At 38.0% G+C, this 15,764-nt stretch carries 22 protein-coding genes; 2 read left to right on the forward strand and 20 right to left on the reverse strand.

Annotation, left to right across the window (positions count from 1 at the left end; all coding sequences use genetic code 11):
• Positions 1–3 precede the first annotated feature (3 nt).
• The 4 genes from F7732_RS22590 to F7732_RS09270 all read right to left on the reverse strand — a co-directional run bounded on the left by F7732_RS22590 (position 4) and on the right by F7732_RS09270 (position 944).
• Positions 4–171, reverse strand: coding sequence for a hypothetical protein (locus F7732_RS22590; RefSeq protein ID WP_161598852.1), 168 nt, complete (start codon positions 169–171; stop codon positions 4–6).
• Positions 168–392, reverse strand: coding sequence for a hypothetical protein (locus tag F7732_RS09260; protein ID WP_151573562.1), 225 nt, complete (start codon positions 390–392; stop codon positions 168–170). The genes F7732_RS22590 and F7732_RS09260 overlap by 4 nt, the downstream gene beginning before the upstream one ends.
• A 178-nt stretch (positions 393–570) precedes the next feature.
• Entirely contained in the window at positions 571–750 is a 180-nt protein-coding gene (locus F7732_RS09265) for a hypothetical protein (protein ID WP_151573563.1), read from the reverse strand.
• A complete protein-coding gene (locus F7732_RS09270; RefSeq protein ID WP_151573564.1) occupies positions 750–944 on the reverse strand; it encodes a hypothetical protein in 195 nt (64 codons plus the stop codon). The genes F7732_RS09265 and F7732_RS09270 overlap by 1 nt, the downstream gene beginning before the upstream one ends.
• A gap of 178 nt (positions 945–1,122) precedes the next feature.
• Between F7732_RS09270 and F7732_RS09275 the strand changes: the two genes are divergently transcribed.
• Together F7732_RS09275 and F7732_RS09280 are read left to right on the forward strand one after the other, a co-directional pair.
• Positions 1,123–1,311 (forward strand): helix-turn-helix transcriptional regulator, encoded by a 189-nt coding sequence (locus tag F7732_RS09275; protein WP_240056572.1) that lies wholly within the window; start codon positions 1,123–1,125, stop codon positions 1,309–1,311.
• A complete protein-coding gene (locus F7732_RS09280; RefSeq protein ID WP_151573566.1) occupies positions 1,298–1,492 on the forward strand; it encodes a DUF4177 domain-containing protein in 195 nt (64 codons plus the stop codon). The genes F7732_RS09275 and F7732_RS09280 overlap by 14 nt, the downstream gene beginning before the upstream one ends.
• A 222-nt stretch (positions 1,493–1,714) precedes the next feature.
• Here the strand turns inward: F7732_RS09280 and F7732_RS09285 are convergent, their stop codons facing one another.
• The 16 genes from F7732_RS09285 to F7732_RS09355 all read right to left on the reverse strand — a co-directional run bounded on the left by F7732_RS09285 (position 1,715) and on the right by F7732_RS09355 (position 15,747).
• Positions 1,715–2,062 carry a hypothetical protein gene (locus tag F7732_RS09285; RefSeq protein ID WP_151573567.1) on the reverse strand — a complete coding sequence of 116 codons (348 nt, stop codon included), beginning with the start codon at positions 2,060–2,062 and terminating at the stop codon, positions 1,715–1,717.
• Between the two features lie 25 nt (positions 2,063–2,087).
• Positions 2,088–3,824, reverse strand: coding sequence for a phage tail protein (locus F7732_RS09290; RefSeq protein ID WP_161598853.1), 1,737 nt, complete (start codon positions 3,822–3,824; stop codon positions 2,088–2,090).
• A gap of 15 nt (positions 3,825–3,839) precedes the next feature.
• Positions 3,840–4,583 carry a phage tail domain-containing protein gene (locus tag F7732_RS09295; protein WP_151573569.1) on the reverse strand — a complete coding sequence of 248 codons (744 nt, stop codon included), beginning with the start codon at positions 4,581–4,583 and terminating at the stop codon, positions 3,840–3,842.
• Positions 4,583–8,074 (reverse strand): hypothetical protein, encoded by a 3,492-nt coding sequence (locus F7732_RS09300; protein WP_151573570.1) that lies wholly within the window; start codon positions 8,072–8,074, stop codon positions 4,583–4,585. The genes F7732_RS09295 and F7732_RS09300 overlap by 1 nt, the downstream gene beginning before the upstream one ends.
• 221 nt (positions 8,075–8,295) lie before the next feature.
• Positions 8,296–8,640 carry a hypothetical protein gene (locus F7732_RS09305; RefSeq protein ID WP_151573571.1) on the reverse strand — a complete coding sequence of 115 codons (345 nt, stop codon included), beginning with the start codon at positions 8,638–8,640 and terminating at the stop codon, positions 8,296–8,298.
• 12 nt (positions 8,641–8,652) lie between these two features.
• Complete coding sequence (locus F7732_RS09310; protein WP_151573572.1) at positions 8,653–9,228, reverse strand: major tail protein; 576 nt, start codon at positions 9,226–9,228, stop codon at positions 8,653–8,655.
• The gene (locus F7732_RS09315) at positions 9,228–9,557 is read right to left on the reverse strand and encodes a hypothetical protein (protein ID WP_151573573.1); all 330 of its coding nucleotides are present in this window, start codon (positions 9,555–9,557) and stop codon (positions 9,228–9,230) included. The genes F7732_RS09310 and F7732_RS09315 overlap by 1 nt, the downstream gene beginning before the upstream one ends.
• Complete coding sequence (locus F7732_RS09320) at positions 9,554–9,880, reverse strand: HK97 gp10 family phage protein (protein WP_420837676.1); 327 nt, start codon at positions 9,878–9,880, stop codon at positions 9,554–9,556. Before F7732_RS09320 ends, F7732_RS09315 begins: the two co-directional genes overlap by 4 nt.
• 29 nt (positions 9,881–9,909) lie before the next feature.
• A complete protein-coding gene (locus F7732_RS09325) occupies positions 9,910–10,251 on the reverse strand; it encodes a phage head closure protein (protein WP_151573575.1) in 342 nt (113 codons plus the stop codon).
• Positions 10,251–10,532, reverse strand: a complete 282-nt coding sequence (locus tag F7732_RS09330; protein ID WP_151573576.1) for a hypothetical protein — start codon at positions 10,530–10,532, stop codon at positions 10,251–10,253. The genes F7732_RS09325 and F7732_RS09330 overlap by 1 nt, the downstream gene beginning before the upstream one ends.
• Complete coding sequence (locus F7732_RS22845; protein ID WP_192913006.1) at positions 10,525–10,701, reverse strand: hypothetical protein; 177 nt, start codon at positions 10,699–10,701, stop codon at positions 10,525–10,527. The genes F7732_RS09330 and F7732_RS22845 overlap by 8 nt, the downstream gene beginning before the upstream one ends.
• A 23-nt stretch (positions 10,702–10,724) precedes the next feature.
• Positions 10,725–11,930, reverse strand: coding sequence for a phage major capsid protein (locus tag F7732_RS09335; RefSeq protein WP_151573577.1), 1,206 nt, complete (start codon positions 11,928–11,930; stop codon positions 10,725–10,727).
• Positions 11,923–12,495 (reverse strand): HK97 family phage prohead protease, encoded by a 573-nt coding sequence (locus tag F7732_RS09340; RefSeq protein ID WP_151573578.1) that lies wholly within the window; start codon positions 12,493–12,495, stop codon positions 11,923–11,925. Before F7732_RS09340 ends, F7732_RS09335 begins: the two co-directional genes overlap by 8 nt.
• Before the next feature lie 3 nt (positions 12,496–12,498).
• Positions 12,499–12,840, reverse strand: coding sequence for a hypothetical protein (locus tag F7732_RS09345; protein WP_151573579.1), 342 nt, complete (start codon positions 12,838–12,840; stop codon positions 12,499–12,501).
• Complete coding sequence (locus F7732_RS09350; RefSeq protein WP_205068212.1) at positions 12,827–14,026, reverse strand: phage portal protein; 1,200 nt, start codon at positions 14,024–14,026, stop codon at positions 12,827–12,829. The genes F7732_RS09345 and F7732_RS09350 overlap by 14 nt, the downstream gene beginning before the upstream one ends.
• Positions 14,027–14,043: 17 nt before the next feature.
• Positions 14,044–15,747 carry a terminase large subunit gene (locus tag F7732_RS09355; RefSeq protein ID WP_420837677.1) on the reverse strand — a complete coding sequence of 568 codons (1,704 nt, stop codon included), beginning with the start codon at positions 15,745–15,747 and terminating at the stop codon, positions 14,044–14,046.
• Between the last annotated feature and the right edge of the window lie 17 nt (positions 15,748–15,764).

Consider the following 15,764-nt stretch of genomic DNA (forward strand, 5'->3'; position numbering starts at 1 on the left):
CTCCTAATAATCATGCGGATATAATTTTTGAATTTCTTCCATAAGCTGACCAGCAACTACCTTCAATTCATCTCCTGCGTAATCATTTGATATTTCAATCAGATTTTCGTAAACCACCAAAAGCATGGAACTGATAGTTGATATTTCCTCCCATACATTTCTGCTTTTCATTCCCAATCTCTCCAATTTTCTAATTTACCCCTTGCCTTACCTTCATGGTTGATACGAAAATATTCACGGCTTCCAAAATGCTTGTAATGTGTCTCCTCTTCATCATGAAACATGTACATATACTGTGATATTGTCTCATTAGCTTCTTTGTCTTCCATGAACTCAGAAACAAAATCCTTTAACGGTTTAAAAGCTTCGTTAATATCATCGTGAAATTTCAAAAAAATACACCTCCGATTTTTTCTGATGGAACAGAAGAAAAAAGATATATGATAATATATCAGTTGCTCAAAAAAAGAATAAAAACGGACAAGGCTAATTACTTGAGCCAATTAATAGTGAATACTTCAATGAAGAATTCACCTAATGAAGTTTTCAAAGAACAATAGAATGAACAATTCATAGAAACTTGCTGATCTCCTGGAGGAGATATAAAATGCTACCGTATTTAGCAAGCTCCATAACGATCTTCAAAGCATCCTCGTTTATTTTTATACCAGCGTTACCAAGTAAAGCTATGCCGGTTAATGCTGCACCAGTGGCTCCTACAAAGACGATTCCGAATGTAAATGGATCCATCACTCATCCTCCGATTCTAAGCCTAGACGCACTAGAACTTTTTGGGTTAACATACTCTGAATAAGCGCCCAAAAACGTACAGTCGCAAATGTTTGATCATCAAAACTTTCAATTAATTGATCCAGCTGCTCAAATTCTTGATCCTCAATCATGCACATCATAATGTAAATCAGATGTCTTGTATCTAATTCCATTTCTGTTCACTCTCCTCTTCGTTGTATAGTTCATTGTATTGGGCAATGACCTAAATAATGCGTGTCTATCACAAAAATATTGTGATTTTCTGAAAAAATTTGTGAAAGGATTAATATCGCTTGTACCGAATTAATATATTGGGTGATAAAAGTGGTAGTTTGTCTAGTAGGTGCTTATGTGAAAGAATCAAAATATAGTCGTGTTGAATTATGTGATATATTCGGTATATCAGCAAATACTTTATCAAATTGGTGCACAGGAAAAACCTATCCATCTGTGCCGCAACTATGGAAACTTTCTATGCTATTAAACGTAAAAGTTGATGATTTGTATAAACTGAAGGAGGAACATCATGAAGAAATTTGAATACAAAACCGTAACTTTTGGAAATACCGGGGGACTATTTAAGGGGAAAAATAAGGTTGATCCAGACGAAGAATTAAATAAATTAGGGCAAGAAGGCTGGGAATGCGTGAGTGTGTTTTCACAAGTAATTGCAGGTTCTGCAGCAGAAATGAAGTATTTACTTAAAAGAGAAATTGTTTAATCAAATGCCCAACCTGCATTGAGTTATACAATTATTTAATGTAGGAGTAACGAAGAGAAGCCCCTCCAAGTGGAAGGGCTTAAATATTTTATGAAAAGAAAAAAACCCACTAATAAAAATTAGAGGGTTTTTCTAGCTAAAACTAGCCTAATCCATTTGTTAATATTATTATATCCAGCAGTCAATGCAAATACAAGTGTTAGGTTATTACTTACACGACCCTTAAATATCACTAATTAACCTAAATTCCCTCTTGTCAATTACTACATTACCAATGCTAAAGAATTGCAGCCTTTTATTTAACTCTAATGAAACATCTTTTGAATTATAGTTTTCTACAACTGTATTAAGGTTTGTCCCATTATTTAATAAAACTGATACGTTATTTTGTGCGCCCTCTTGTGTTTCTAAATGTAGTGAAGAAATAACGTTTTTGTTAATTACTAAATTTCCGATATTTAATGTAAAAATACTTGACTTGTTTAACTCCTCAGCTATTACTGCTGCATTAAAACTATTTGCATCAACCGAAATACTATTACCATCATTTAATGTTACTTTTAAAGCCATTATAAACCATCTCCTTTTATTTTAATTAAGCCCATGGCACAGCACCTAAAACTGAACCGTTTCGTCGAACTACCATCCTACCTGTACTATTATCAATATATAATTCTAATCCTTGACTAAAAGCATCTCGTACATAGCCACTGTGAGTGTGTCCGCTTCTGCTGAAGTCGCTGGCTGTATAACCGTTTAAGGTTTGTGCGTTTCCTGCATTTGCTGCATACTGCGCATTCGTTGGACCATTATTTCCCCAGGTGATCCTGCTAGCTGTACTTAAATCAACGTGCGTTCCAAAAAACTCCAAGTTTAAAGCATCTAAAGTTAAGTTACCGCTCATTGACAACACCATGCCGCTACCGCTATCTGTGCTTATACTGGAATAGTTACCGTTAAAATTAATGCGAGCATAAGAACCAAACCCTGTGCCTAATGTTAATGTTTCCGCTACATTGGTAATACCGTTTAAATTTATTTTATTCGCTTCAATTTCTACAGCGTCTGCTGATTGATTAATTAAAGAAGCTATCACATTACCGTTATAATCCCTTTGCTCAACCTTACTACTTATAAGGCCAGCTTGAATGCTTATTTGTGCATTCGCTGCATCGATCTCATCACCCAGATCCGCAACGCTTAGTAAGATGTTGTCTGCCCTTGTATTTATTTGTGCTAATGAGTTTTCAAATTCCTCAACTCGTATAGAAACATTGTCGTATTCTAGTTGTATTGCAGCAATGCCTTCATTTAATGCTTCTACTTCTAAAGCAATTCTTTCGTTGGTCTGCTCAATCCGCGACTGAACTTGCTTCTGATTTTCTTTAATTTCAATCTTAGTTTCTGTCAACAAATCGCTCATCTGTTGCCTACGGTTTCCAAGTGTGACGGTATCTCCGGATGGAGATTGTGGACGACTCTTTTTTACCATTATTCTTGTTTGAAACTCAATTCCTAAGGGTTCGTGGATAAGCCATACTTTGTCCCCTAACTCTGCTCCTTCAAGCATAATGGCCTCTAGTTCAATTGACACTTCCGGATAGTCAATAAGGGTTTGCTTAAGCATCTCTGTCATGGTTTCTGCTTCTGTAATTTCTTCATCTCGAACTGGATCTGCTGCATCTGCATGTGGAAATTTAGAAGCATTGGGCGATACATATGTCACTTCGAGTCCGTTACCGCCAAAGCCTCGTATTGAAGTAAACAAATTATCAGTATTAACATTTTCATTAATCGTTTTAATATTGTGATTATACCTAAACTGGTGATCTTCATCTTTACCGATCTGCTTATATATTTGAATGTGCTTACCTGGCATAATCTTAATCTCACAATTAAAAGCTATACATGCAGTCCTAATTAGAGAAATCGCATTATCCTCCCCGAAATTAGGCAAGAGTGCAGCTGGAATATTGTCTACAACTTCAAAGGTCCATCCTGATCCGTCTAGGATAAAAGAAAAAGCATCACCAGGAGTTTTAGTGCCCCCATTGATGCTGTATACATGATGACCAATTAAATCAAAAAATATATGCCGCGCAGATACTGGCTTACGAGAATGCCCTTTGTTAATATTCTTGATCCTAAATTCATGGCCGTCATGCTCAATGAGCGATTCCTCTGCAATTAACGGCCAGGCATGCCGATTGTGCTCAGTTCTCAGGAAAGTACACGAAAGGGAAAAATCACCGTTTACTTCTTCATTAATTTCTAGTCCATTGAAGTTAATCGCAGGCTCAGTATTACCTTGTAAATCTGTTATGACAAGCAAAAGCATCACCCGCTTTTAGATAAAATAGAATCTCGTTTTAAAAACTAAAGTAAAATCAGTGGAACCTGTAATATGCACTGAATTCCATTGAGGAGCAAAGGTTAGAAGTTTTTTATTTGTATTGCCGAATATAGATGTTCCGTTTTTTGTTGATCTTATACCTTTTAACAAAATTACATCATCTGCAGTGGTTGAGCCATCATATGACCAAGTATCTCCGGTAGTCTGATTTGAAATAGTTAACCCCTCACTCACACCACGAAATTCAATCTCAGTGTCTTGCTGTGTACGCATATCAATAACAACGTCTCCGTTATTGTAAAATGAAAATTTGTCTTTAAATTGATAATGAGGCATACTCACAGACTCAGCATAGGGTGAAGGAGACACAAGATTTACAGTGAAGTTACCGGCTATCCAGCTAAGTTTTTCAACCGTATACCTTTCTGAGGTTTTTACCTTCCAGCGTTTAGATGGATCATTCTCATCAATGATATAAAAGTATGATTTTCCATTAAAAAGGTTATAAACTAGATTGCGCAATTGATAATAATCTACGCCATACTTAGATTCAACAAAAAAAGATGCACTCATCGTGCGTCCCTCATATGTGGTTTCTAAATCGATGTGACCATCCATACCTTCCACAATCTCAGTGGAAATTCTCGGTGTCAGCGAATCTACAGTTAGCCGCAATGGATATATACCTGCTGCTTTCAAATCGACTGTATGACCATTTAAATTTTCAAAGATAATCATTACTTCTTCACTCCATTTACAATCATTCGACCATTTAAACGGGTTCCGAACCCGTCATCCATCATGTCAAAATCAATTTGACCTACAAACATTCCGTTATCGAGATATACAGGTGCTGGATTAATATTTAGCATTATAGGTTGGTTGCTACTTTGTGCAGCCATCGTCCTGGCTTCCCTGTCAGCCTTTATATTCGTCATGCCAGATACACTGCTGGATAAACTGCCATAAACATTATCAACAGCTTTATTAAGCTTAGATGATGTTGCCTGGATACCTTTAATGAGACCTTCATTTAAATTCTCACCATAACCTGCGAATACACGGGAAGGAGAATGGATATCAAACAATCCAGTGAACTTCTTCTTTATGTTATTGGCAATCTCAGCAATTTTGTTATAGACGGCAGATGCACTTCCTGCAACGCCGTTTATCAGACCGCGAATGATATCCTTACCGATTTGTACTAAATCGATATTTTTAAAGGTTCTCAGTATTGGATTTACAATTTCTCTTGCAAGTGTGGACAATAAAGTGCCTACAATCGAAACAATACCATTGATCAGCGCCTTCAAAATATCCTTTCCAGCCGATAAAATCTTAGGAAGATTTTTAATTATTGCCCCAGCTATTTGAACGACTAAATTGACCGCCGTAGTGATTAGGGTAGGTAAAATCTGAACGATTCCATCGATTAATGCCATTAAAACATCGACACCAGCAGAAATAATTTTAGGCAAATTTTTAATTAAAGTTGAAGCAATTGTGATAATTAAATTAACCGCCATGGTTACTAATGACGGAAGAATGCTCACGACTCCCTCAATTAATGCTGTAAGGATATCAACTCCTGCAGAAACAATCGTCGGCAAATTCTCAATCAAAGTGCCTGCTACAGAAGTAATCAGAAGGAGTGCCGCGCCAAGCAATAATGGAAGAACAGAGACAATTCCCTCAATCACTGCATTCAGTATTCCAATTCCAGCCTCAATCACTTGTGGCAATGCTTCAACTATAGTCGTGACTAATGAAGTTATAATTTGAAGCGACAAATCAACAATCATAGGTAAAACGAGACCGATTCCCTCAATAATTGAGTTTAGTAAACTGACACCTGCCTCAATAACCATTGGTAATGCGCTAATAATTCCCTCAATCAAGTTGATAACAATTTCCAATCCTGCCCCAACTAATTGTGGAAGACCAACCTCTAAAAATTCAGTTATGCTGGCTACAATTCCATTGATTGATTCAATCAGAACACCCTTGTTCCCCTCTATTCCCTCCACAATTGCTGGAAGGAAACGAGATGCTGAGATAATCAATCCTGGGATCCCTCCGACCATAAAGCCGATCAAAGTAGGCAAGATCATCTTGAAAAACTCACCTAGCTGAGAAAAATCTCCTTGTAGGATACCCATTACTGTTGACCCGAAATTACTGAATGCTGAGGTTACTTTTTCAATCATAGTATTCATAAAGTCACTTTTAGAGATGTCAGAAAAAGCTTCTTGAATAGCTGATAAAGCCTTGGTTACAATATTTTGGACTCCGGACCATACTGATGAAGCCAGTTGTGCTATGCTTTCCCAATTTGTAATCAATGCAACACCTGCAGCAATTAATAGAGGAATACCAACCGCAACACCGGAAATTATACCAATTAATGTCCCCATCGTTATCCCGAGTGCCGCTACACCAGCTTGTAGGGTGAAAATTATAGGAGCCAACGCCATAATCGTACCCACCATAATTCCGATGCCCGTTACTACACCAATAATCGTTGCAGTTAACTTGGGGTTTTCTGAAATCCACCCAGCAATTTTACCTATAATGTCAGCAATAATTCGTAAAGCCGGCTCCGATGCCGCTCTAATATCTTGCATTGCTTGGGCAATTCTAGTGGCGGGATCAGCATCGACTTTATCTATGGTTTCTTGCATTCCGATTAAATTTTCGTCTGTTTTATCTACAGCATCCTCTAACCCACGAAAAACAGCGATCATATTATCGCCTTGATCTTCCCACTTGGTACCAAAAACCTTAGTTGCAAGTTCATTTTTGAGCTCTTTATTATCAATTGTATCTAACCAAGCTGCAACATCACTCATTGCTTGGGAACCTTCTTCCCCCCCAGCTGCAACTGCTTTGCCCCATTCTTGGAATTGCTTTTGTGACATACCCGCTTTATCTAAAAGAGGTTGAAGTGCTGCAGGGATTTCTAACCCGAATGTGGCCATCTGTAAACGAGCTTCCTTTACACCATCATTCAAATTGTCGATATTCCAAGTTTTTGTATTAATCCCCGCTTCAAATATCGATTGAATTTCAGCAGTCGAGAAACCGATATCCTTCATCTGCTGTCCATACTCAGCAATCGTGTCTAATTGTTCAGGAGGAAACCCAGCTTTCAACAATGAATTAATTAACCCCATCGCTTCTTCATTAGACAATTTTAGGGCTGCAGCTACTTCGTTTCCCTCTTGGATTAATTCCGTAAAATCAACCGCTGCATATGCCTTTGTAATGGCTGCTGCACTATCAATAACAGCTGCATTCGCTTCGTCTGAAGCATCTTTATTCAATGCCCATTGACGTCTTACGCCTTCAAGCGCCGCTTCTTCTTCACCGATAACAGCAACAACGCCACGAACTGATTCTTTAACTGCATCTCTTGATGATTCGTCTATATCCATTGAGATATCAATTTTAGTGTTTAATGAAGAAACATCTAAAGCTTGTTCAATAGATGCTCCAATACCGCCACCTGCTGCTAACGCTCCTGCTACGCCCGCCAGGCTATCTCCTATCCCGTCCACAGATTCAGACGTTTGCTCAGCCTCAGCTTGCAGTTGTTGCATATCACGACGAATATCTTGAATGGATCCACCTGTATTAATAGTCTGCAAAGAAGCTCTTAATCTCTCAATATCGCCATTTGCACCAATTGCATTCCTTCCGATACGTTGAAAAGCATATTCAAGATCTCGGCTTGTTGCTGTACCGTCTTGAATGGCCCTTACCAATCTGGTGCCAATTACATTAGCATAATCCTCCACCGATGTGCCCGTGGCATCAAATAGAGCGCTCATCTGCCTTGTACGCTCTCCGACTTGTTGCTGTTCAGTTTGCATGTCTTGTAATGCTGTCTCAAATCTATTAACTTGCTGTTCTGCAGCCAATAATTCACGCTGAAAAGCGCGATATTGATCTGCTCCAATTTGCCCCGACTGAAACTGCTGTTCAACTTGTGATTGAGCTGTACGCAATTGATTAAGCTTATCCGTAGATGACTGGATAGCATCAGTTAATAACTGCTGACGCTGCGCAAGTAGATCGACATTGTTCGGATCAAACTTAAGCAATCGCTCAACATCTTTTAACTCAGTCTGCACTTCTTTTGTACGTTTATTTACATCTCTGAGTGCTGACTCTAAACCGACTGTATCCCCGCCTATTTCAACCGTAATCCCCTTGATTCTGCTTGCCATGTTCTCACCTCACTTTTAAAAAGAGTCGAAGTCCTTCTGTGATGCTTTTCGTTTTTGGTCCTTAGTTGGCTTGTTCATCTCGACATATTCATCGATGTAATCCAGGCACATGCCTATACTCATTTCTTCAAGATCATTAAGCGATAAGCCGACTTGCCGACATAAAACAAGGAACGTGTCAGTTGAGATTGTATCCCCACGACTCGTTCCTTCAGTTTTTTCTATTTTTTTTTACTTTGAATAGTTTTATAGAGTAAGTCTTGGATTTCTGGAATGATATCTATAATAGGAAAAACATCGAATCCATCCAACCATTCAATGGGGTCTGGAATTTCCTTATCCGCTTGTTTCGCAAGCACCCATGTGTAGTTATAGAAAAACTCAAAATCCATGCTTTCAATTGTGGAAGGATCAATCGTGCCATCCTTTTCGATTTTGCCTCCTTTAACAAGCTTAAATAGATCATTAAAGAAGTCCTGCTGGAATTGCGCCTTATAACGTAAAGCTGTTGCTCCGGTGCTCTTGAGTTTTATCTTTTTACCGTCAATTTCAATTGTCTTTTCCAATTAGATCACCTCTTATGCTTCAGGAGTTTTCTTATAAACTGATTCAAACCAAGCATCGTAAACAGCTGGTGAAGTATTAGCACCAGTTTTCGTTTTAACCATTTTCTTGCCATCAATAACAGCTGGGCTTGCTACAAATGTTAGCTCATTTGTGTTCGGCTCAGTAGTATTGGTTTTAGTAGATGAAGAGATAGTTGGACGATTAGCAGTGCAATTGTACATGACATGGCGAACTGCTTTAGCATCTCCTTCAAACTGAAATAACAATGCAAATGGTTTTTGTTTTGCATCTGCAACTTCTGAAATTACACCATCGATTTCATCCTTTTCTTCTCCTAATGCATCAATGGCGAATTGCTCAGGAATGTTGGCGATATTCAACGTACCATCATAGCCTTGGTTGCTGTTTGCCACATAATAAGCCATATTGTCGGCGTAAAACTCTGTGAGTTCACCACGAGGTGTAAGTGTGATATCTACACCGCCTGGGATGGCAACAGGAGTATCGTAAGTAATCACGCCAGTACCTTCCGTATAAGTAGCATAATGAACGTTTTCAAGACCAAAAGTAACTTTGTTTTCTGGCATTATATTAACCTCACTTCATAAATTTTTTGAAATAACTTCTCAGAATCAATAAAAGTCTCGTCCGAATCATAAGGTATCTCATGATCGTCCAAGACTTTTTCAACTACCGCTTCTGCAGCTAAATCTTTTTTGTTTGTGTAAAGTTCAATGGTTGTATCTGATATTTTGTGATACACCTTGTTATCTGCCATTAGGTTTTCTGATCCGTCCACAAGGTAGCAGATGTAAGGTGGGTTCGGTACTGGTTTGTCTGCAGTTGGTGTCCAGTGAGAGTAAGTTACAGGAATATTAGTCATTAACAAAATCTGGTATAGTTCAGCAAGAGTCATGGCCCAAGTACCGCTTCAAGCTTTCTTAAAAATTCATCAATAGCCCGTTGCTCTGCTGGGCGAATATGAGGGTAAGCTGGGACTCTGCCTCCACCTTTTTTTGCATGACCTTTTTCGAGTAAGTGGGTCAATTGATAATCTGTTGCATTGTGAATTATAAATTTATTTCCTACTCTTTTTGCTCTCCAGCCTTTTCGGTAATCGCCTGTTAATTCAGGTGTTGGATCAGTTCTAAGCTCTGATACAAGCTCATCTGCAACATCTTCTGTAATTTCCTCAACATCATCTCTAACTCCGTTAGCATAGACTCGAAGTTGTCGCATTATCTCCTGTGAAATATTATCAACACTGGTCATCCAGCATGCACCTCACAATAAAGCTCAGTAAATCCGTCTGATCTCACAAAAACACGATATATTGAATATTTCTTAGTCCCATAGCGAAGGTGAATCTCACCATCATATTCATCAGAATCAACAATAATTGTTAATTGCGGCTTGTGGTCTAATTGTCCGGCTGCTAAAAATTCAGCTCGACTAACCGATGTTTTCGAACAGAAGATTTGCCGTTCTTTCTCTGTTTCGGGCACTCTCTGCCCTAATTCATCCTCATTGGATGTCTTAGTAATTAAAAAGCACACATCATCAAGTGATATGTGCTCATTATTACCTAAGCTGGATTTGATCGATGGCATTAATACCGCCCCGCATTCTGGATCAGCCTGTTATTTATTCTGATCTGTAAATTTCGAGATATAGGAACATTTTCCTGACGTTTTCGATAAGACCAGGCAGCATAATCAACGATCAGCATTTGATCATCCGCAAACAAAAAATTACAAAAAACACCTTTTCTCTCAAGCTCTTTCTTTGCGCCTTCTAAAATAGTATTAAAATAGGCATCTCTCAAATTATGAGTGATGCCTAAGTCTAATTTTAGGAGTGTTAAAAGATTTTTCTTAATTTCTTCATTCATCATTTTCCACTTCTTTTATAAGAGGAACACCCTGCTTATTTTTTATGCTGGCTAATTCCTCAACACGGTCTTTTTTGCCTCGACCCTTTCGAGGATACTTGTCGCCTTTGCTGTAGATATGGTTATCATCTTGTAAATCCTTAAAATCCTTAATCACAATGTACGGCATTTATATCATCCTTTCAAACTGGATTAAGCCCCTGCAGGTTCTGCGGCATCTGGTGTGAATGTAATGTAATAGCCTGCTGCAGTATCAGCAACCTCCACATCAAATCGAACAAATCCAGCTAACAATTGACCATAGATGTTGTTATCTACCCATTTAACGGATACTTGCTTGCGGTCAAAGAATTTACAGAATGCTTTAGCATCTCCAATGAAGCCTACTTTATCACCAGCTTGAGCCCCGATCATATCATCATCTAATACAACGACTTCTTTTCCTTTTAAACGTTTTCCAGAAGCTACTGTCACATCATCTTGAAGTAAATAACGACCGTTCGCATCTTTTAACAAATCTAAATCATTGAACATTGATTGAGACACATAAAGCCTTACTTGATATGCAGTTTTGAATCCAGTGTTTAAAAGAGTGATAATTTCATCGAGTGTTCCGATGGTTTTTGGTGAAGCTGTTTTTAGCACTGTTGCAATAGCAAAGTTACGAGTATTTAATTCTTGATCACGAATTTCATCGTCAATTAACCCAACAATATCGTAATCTGCATCATCAATTACTTCTTGAGATACAGGAATATATCCACGGTATGTTTCAATTTCATAAAGGACATTAGTTAATGCTGGTTTTGCCAACTCAGGGTTCGCTTCTAATTCCGGTACAGTATTCATTCTGTTTCCTGATTTCTTGATAATTGGATATTTACCAGCAGAGCTTTTAACAGGTACTTTTTTTACGTACTGTAGTAAGTCAACTACATCCTCAACAGCCTTTTCTGGAGTCAACAATTCTTCTGGAACCAACGCTCCGCCATCTACTAATTTAAAACCATCTACGGCACGAACTTCTGCACCTTTAGAACGAACATAAGCATTAAGTGCTGAACGTAATTCTTTTAATTGTTCTTTATCCATATTCTCATTGCCCCCTAATTTACTGCGATTTTTTGGTTTCTTTTGATTTGAACGCTCAAGTTCTTTTTCGAGCTCATCAATTTCTTCTTCAAGTTTTGTTTTCTCCTCTTCTTTGCCTTCGATTTCCTCATCATTTTCTTTTACGCTATCTTCAATTGCTGTTAAATCCTCTTCAGATTCAACGCCATCAATAGAAGCTGATAACTCATCACGCTTCGCCAGCAATTCTGTAATTGTTTCCTCGACTGTTTTCAAAGAACTTCTTTTTAGTTTTAGCTTTGCTCCGATTAATACTGGGTTAGGCACGTTTCATCTTCTCCTTTAATTGAGCTTTTCTTTGCTCAAGTTTTTGTTTTTTTATTGCCGCTGCATCTTTTTGACGAGCTGCTATATCCGTTTGAGGATAGGCAGGAAAAGCAGTAATAGAAACTTCAATTAACTCTGCTTCAACAATTCTCCACTTAAAAGAACCATCTTCTTTTTCCACCCGCTCTTCTCTAATAGGATAGAAACCAAATGAACATCCTCGGACTTTACCAGTTTGCACTTTCCGATAAGCTGATTTTCCATATGGATCTTCTAAATCCACAATGGCGGTCCCCCACAACCCCTTGCTATCTGATTTAAGTTCCAGTGATTTGCTGTTTAACGAACCTAAAACAATTCGCGCATCATGATTGTCTAAACAAATAATATCCTTTGCTCGTAGACTTTCATCAAAGGCACCAGGTGCTACTTCCTCGTATGTGCCTGGCCATAATTCAGTCTCCTGATCGTATACGACAAAGTATCCTTCAATTACACCTTCATTCTCATTTTCAGTTGCCCGGGTCTGCAGCTCAGACTTAAACTGGATATGGCGCTTCTCCATTTATTAATCACCGCCCTCCGGAGCATAACGAATATGCCCTATTTGAAAACAATACTTAGCCATTGGAATATAATCAGATAAAAGCTTTGCTACGTTTTTGTTTTCCCACCAACCGTTTATTAATACCATCCAAGCCTTAGATGGATCCTTTCCATCTAGTGAATATTCGTTATTTGTAATAAAAATAGGTTTGGTATCACTATTTTTAAAATAAGATTCTATTTTTCCCCATTCAAATTTCGCAGATTGAATGTTTCGAGCAATGATCCAAATTTCTTCATCAACCTTTGAACGTTCAATCGCATCTCTTAAACGCATATAATCAAACTCACTAATTAGATTCATCTTCATTACCGCCTTTCAGCTTGTTTTGATCACCGATTGATCCTGCAGGAATATAGTTTTCTAAAATAATCAGCTCATTCATTTCACTATCTGGATCAAGACCAACCCAATCACGCAATTCATTCCTCCGCATAGAATTTCGATCCACCAGTTGTACTCCGGCTCCAATCAATTCTGGAAGATCATATGAGTACAAGGTACGAGGATTTAAGCGAAAGAACCAATTTGGTGAAAATAATAAATCTCTAGTAAGTGTCTGAGAAATTATTTGGCCAATAGAAGAAATCCGTGTGTTAATAAAATTGTTGAATTCTTCTTTATTGAAAGTTCCAACACCAAGAAAAAAAGCCGGCACTCCAATGAGTCCAGCAATTGTTTTCTTATCTAATTCTGCACCTTCCACGATTGCTATATCTTTAAGTGATAGTGGTTTAACTTGTTCAACCTTGATTAAATCAGCAGGAATTATCCATGGTTTACCACCTTCCGTTTCATCAAAATATTTATCCATAATATTATCGCGGCCTTCTTTGCTGGCAAGTTCTTCAGTCATGGCATCCACAGAGATAATTAGAGAAGGCATATACTTGCCGCTCATGAAATTATTTTTTGTCTTAGTTGCCTGGTTAAGGTTCTTAACAATATCCTGAAGAGCAACCCTGTACCCCTTACCTTTATAAGGATAATTAGGATCTGGATTAATTACGAAATGGATTACTTCATCTGGTGAGTACTCTCTGCCGTTATAATGAATAAAATAGTCCCCATCCCTGTCTTCGTATGTGACAGCACCCATTTGAAAAGGAGTGAGATCAGAAATAAAAGTTGTAACTGGATCAACACCAATATGGACAACTGAATTTCCGTCACCATAAAGTAATAGATCGCGAACAATTTTATAAATCCAACCCTTACGAGTCATATTCCTATAGGGCTCGACATCAATCTTTCTGGATAATTGATTACGTACCCTTTTGTCACCTTCTTCTGTATTCTCCATTAAATGAATGGTCATGTTAGAAACCAAATCTGCTATCTTATCTACAGCAATCAGAACATCGGGATTATCAGACAGTCTGGTATATCCTACGGTATCTACATTGCCGAAACCAAAGGTAATAGGGACAGATTGAGTGGTTGACGAACTCCTATTTTGCCTCTTGTTTTTGTTTTTTCTTTTAGCCAAGCGCGCCTCCCTCCTTTCTAACTTTTTAACCAACTTGAAGCGTCTGAAGCTTTTGTCATATCTTCAAGCATTTGGACAGCTGCGAAAACCGACGCATCAAAAATATCTATACGATGCTCAGGCATTATCTTTTCGAACTGAATCATGTCATCAGTCTTTTCGATAGCATGCACATTCTGAACGCAATATTCAAAAGCTTGAGAGTGAAAATAATATAAACTGCCATCTTTTGCTGATTTTTCAATCCGTCTAAATCCTTCTGATTTCTTGTAAAAGTATTGAGGTTGGTCGACTATTTTAAATCCTTTTTTCTTCATTCCGAGAAAGAACTCTCGTCCAAACTTACGGTCGAAACCGATCTGCTTAATTTTAAAACCTTTTTTCTTTTTATCAACGAACCACTTTATAACATCGTCATAGTTAACTGTTGGAGTGTTACACATTGTTAGCCAGCCATCATCTTCCCACCCGAAAAGTGGAATGTTATCTTCTTCGGCTTTAATATGGGCAGCAACTACAGGGAAAAAGGCATGCGTTAGCACGATATCAATTTCCTTTCCCTTGTGTTTATATTTTCCGTACAATGCAGCTGCTGTTAAATCGTGCATCTTAGATAGATCTGCCCCTCCATACCAATCAATAGGGAGTTTCACTAATTCTTCTTCCGTCCAATTAAACTTCTTGTCACTTGCCTTAAATTCATCTATGTTAAAATACGACTTCATTGCAGACGTATAGATATTTAACGACTTAGCTAAAAATGATTTGCGCTGCTGAGGATCATTTTGCGCTTGCATTGCATCATTCATTAATTCCTGCCCTGAAACAGAAACATTATAATTTGGGTTTGCCTTTTCATGTTCTAAAGCATTTGTATAATCAACCTCACCAGTATCTGGGTCCTGGTCTGCTTTAGCAATGAAAACAAACATCTGCTCGTCTCTTACGGTTCCTTCTAATACCTTTTGGCAATAAACCATACGGTTATAACAAAAGCTATTACTGTTATCACCAGCAGTAGTAATACCGATGCATAAACTGTTACGATAAGCCTTACCCGACTCCTTAATGGTGTTGTACTGACTGGCATTACGATACAAATGAAGTTCATCAAGTATTTGGATAAGAGTATTGAGGGAGTCCATGCGATCACTGTTACCAGCAATCGTTTCAATTCGTACATATCCGTCACCTAATTCACCGCTAATGCTATGTTCTTGGTTGTTGTCTAAAATACGGAAGTTCTTTTCCTCACCCATGTTTTTCAAGTTGTAATTGAGGAAGTTAAAGCTTTGTAAAGCTTGTTTTAGTTGTGCTCCGACGATAACAATCTCTGCACCAGACATTCTTTCAAGTAAGCCCATACCCCATCCAAGGGCAGTCATTAAAGGAGTCTTCCCCTGCTTTCGCGGAAGCATATTGAATGCCTCTTTGAATCTCCTAAGTTTGGTACCTTTGTGAAAAAAACCAAGGAGATTATACACAATAAACTTTTGCCAGGGCTGCAATAAAAAAGGAGTACCCCTTAAAGGATACCCTTCCATATTTTCACCTTTTTGATGAACAAAAGTCTTTTCGATTATATTAATAACGAACTCTGCATCTTTAGGGTTGAAGTCATAATCAGGATTTTTCAAATCATTTAGGAATCTTTGGCAGCCTTGTATCTGTTCCTTGTTTGCTACCTTTCTACCTTCTACAATACTATTAGCATACTCCATAACAATATCAAAATTAT

This window comes from Bacillus mesophilum (genome assembly GCF_008923265.1).
In the GTDB taxonomy this organism is placed as follows: Bacteria; Bacillota; Bacilli; order Bacillales; family Cytobacillaceae; genus Cytobacillus; species Cytobacillus mesophilum.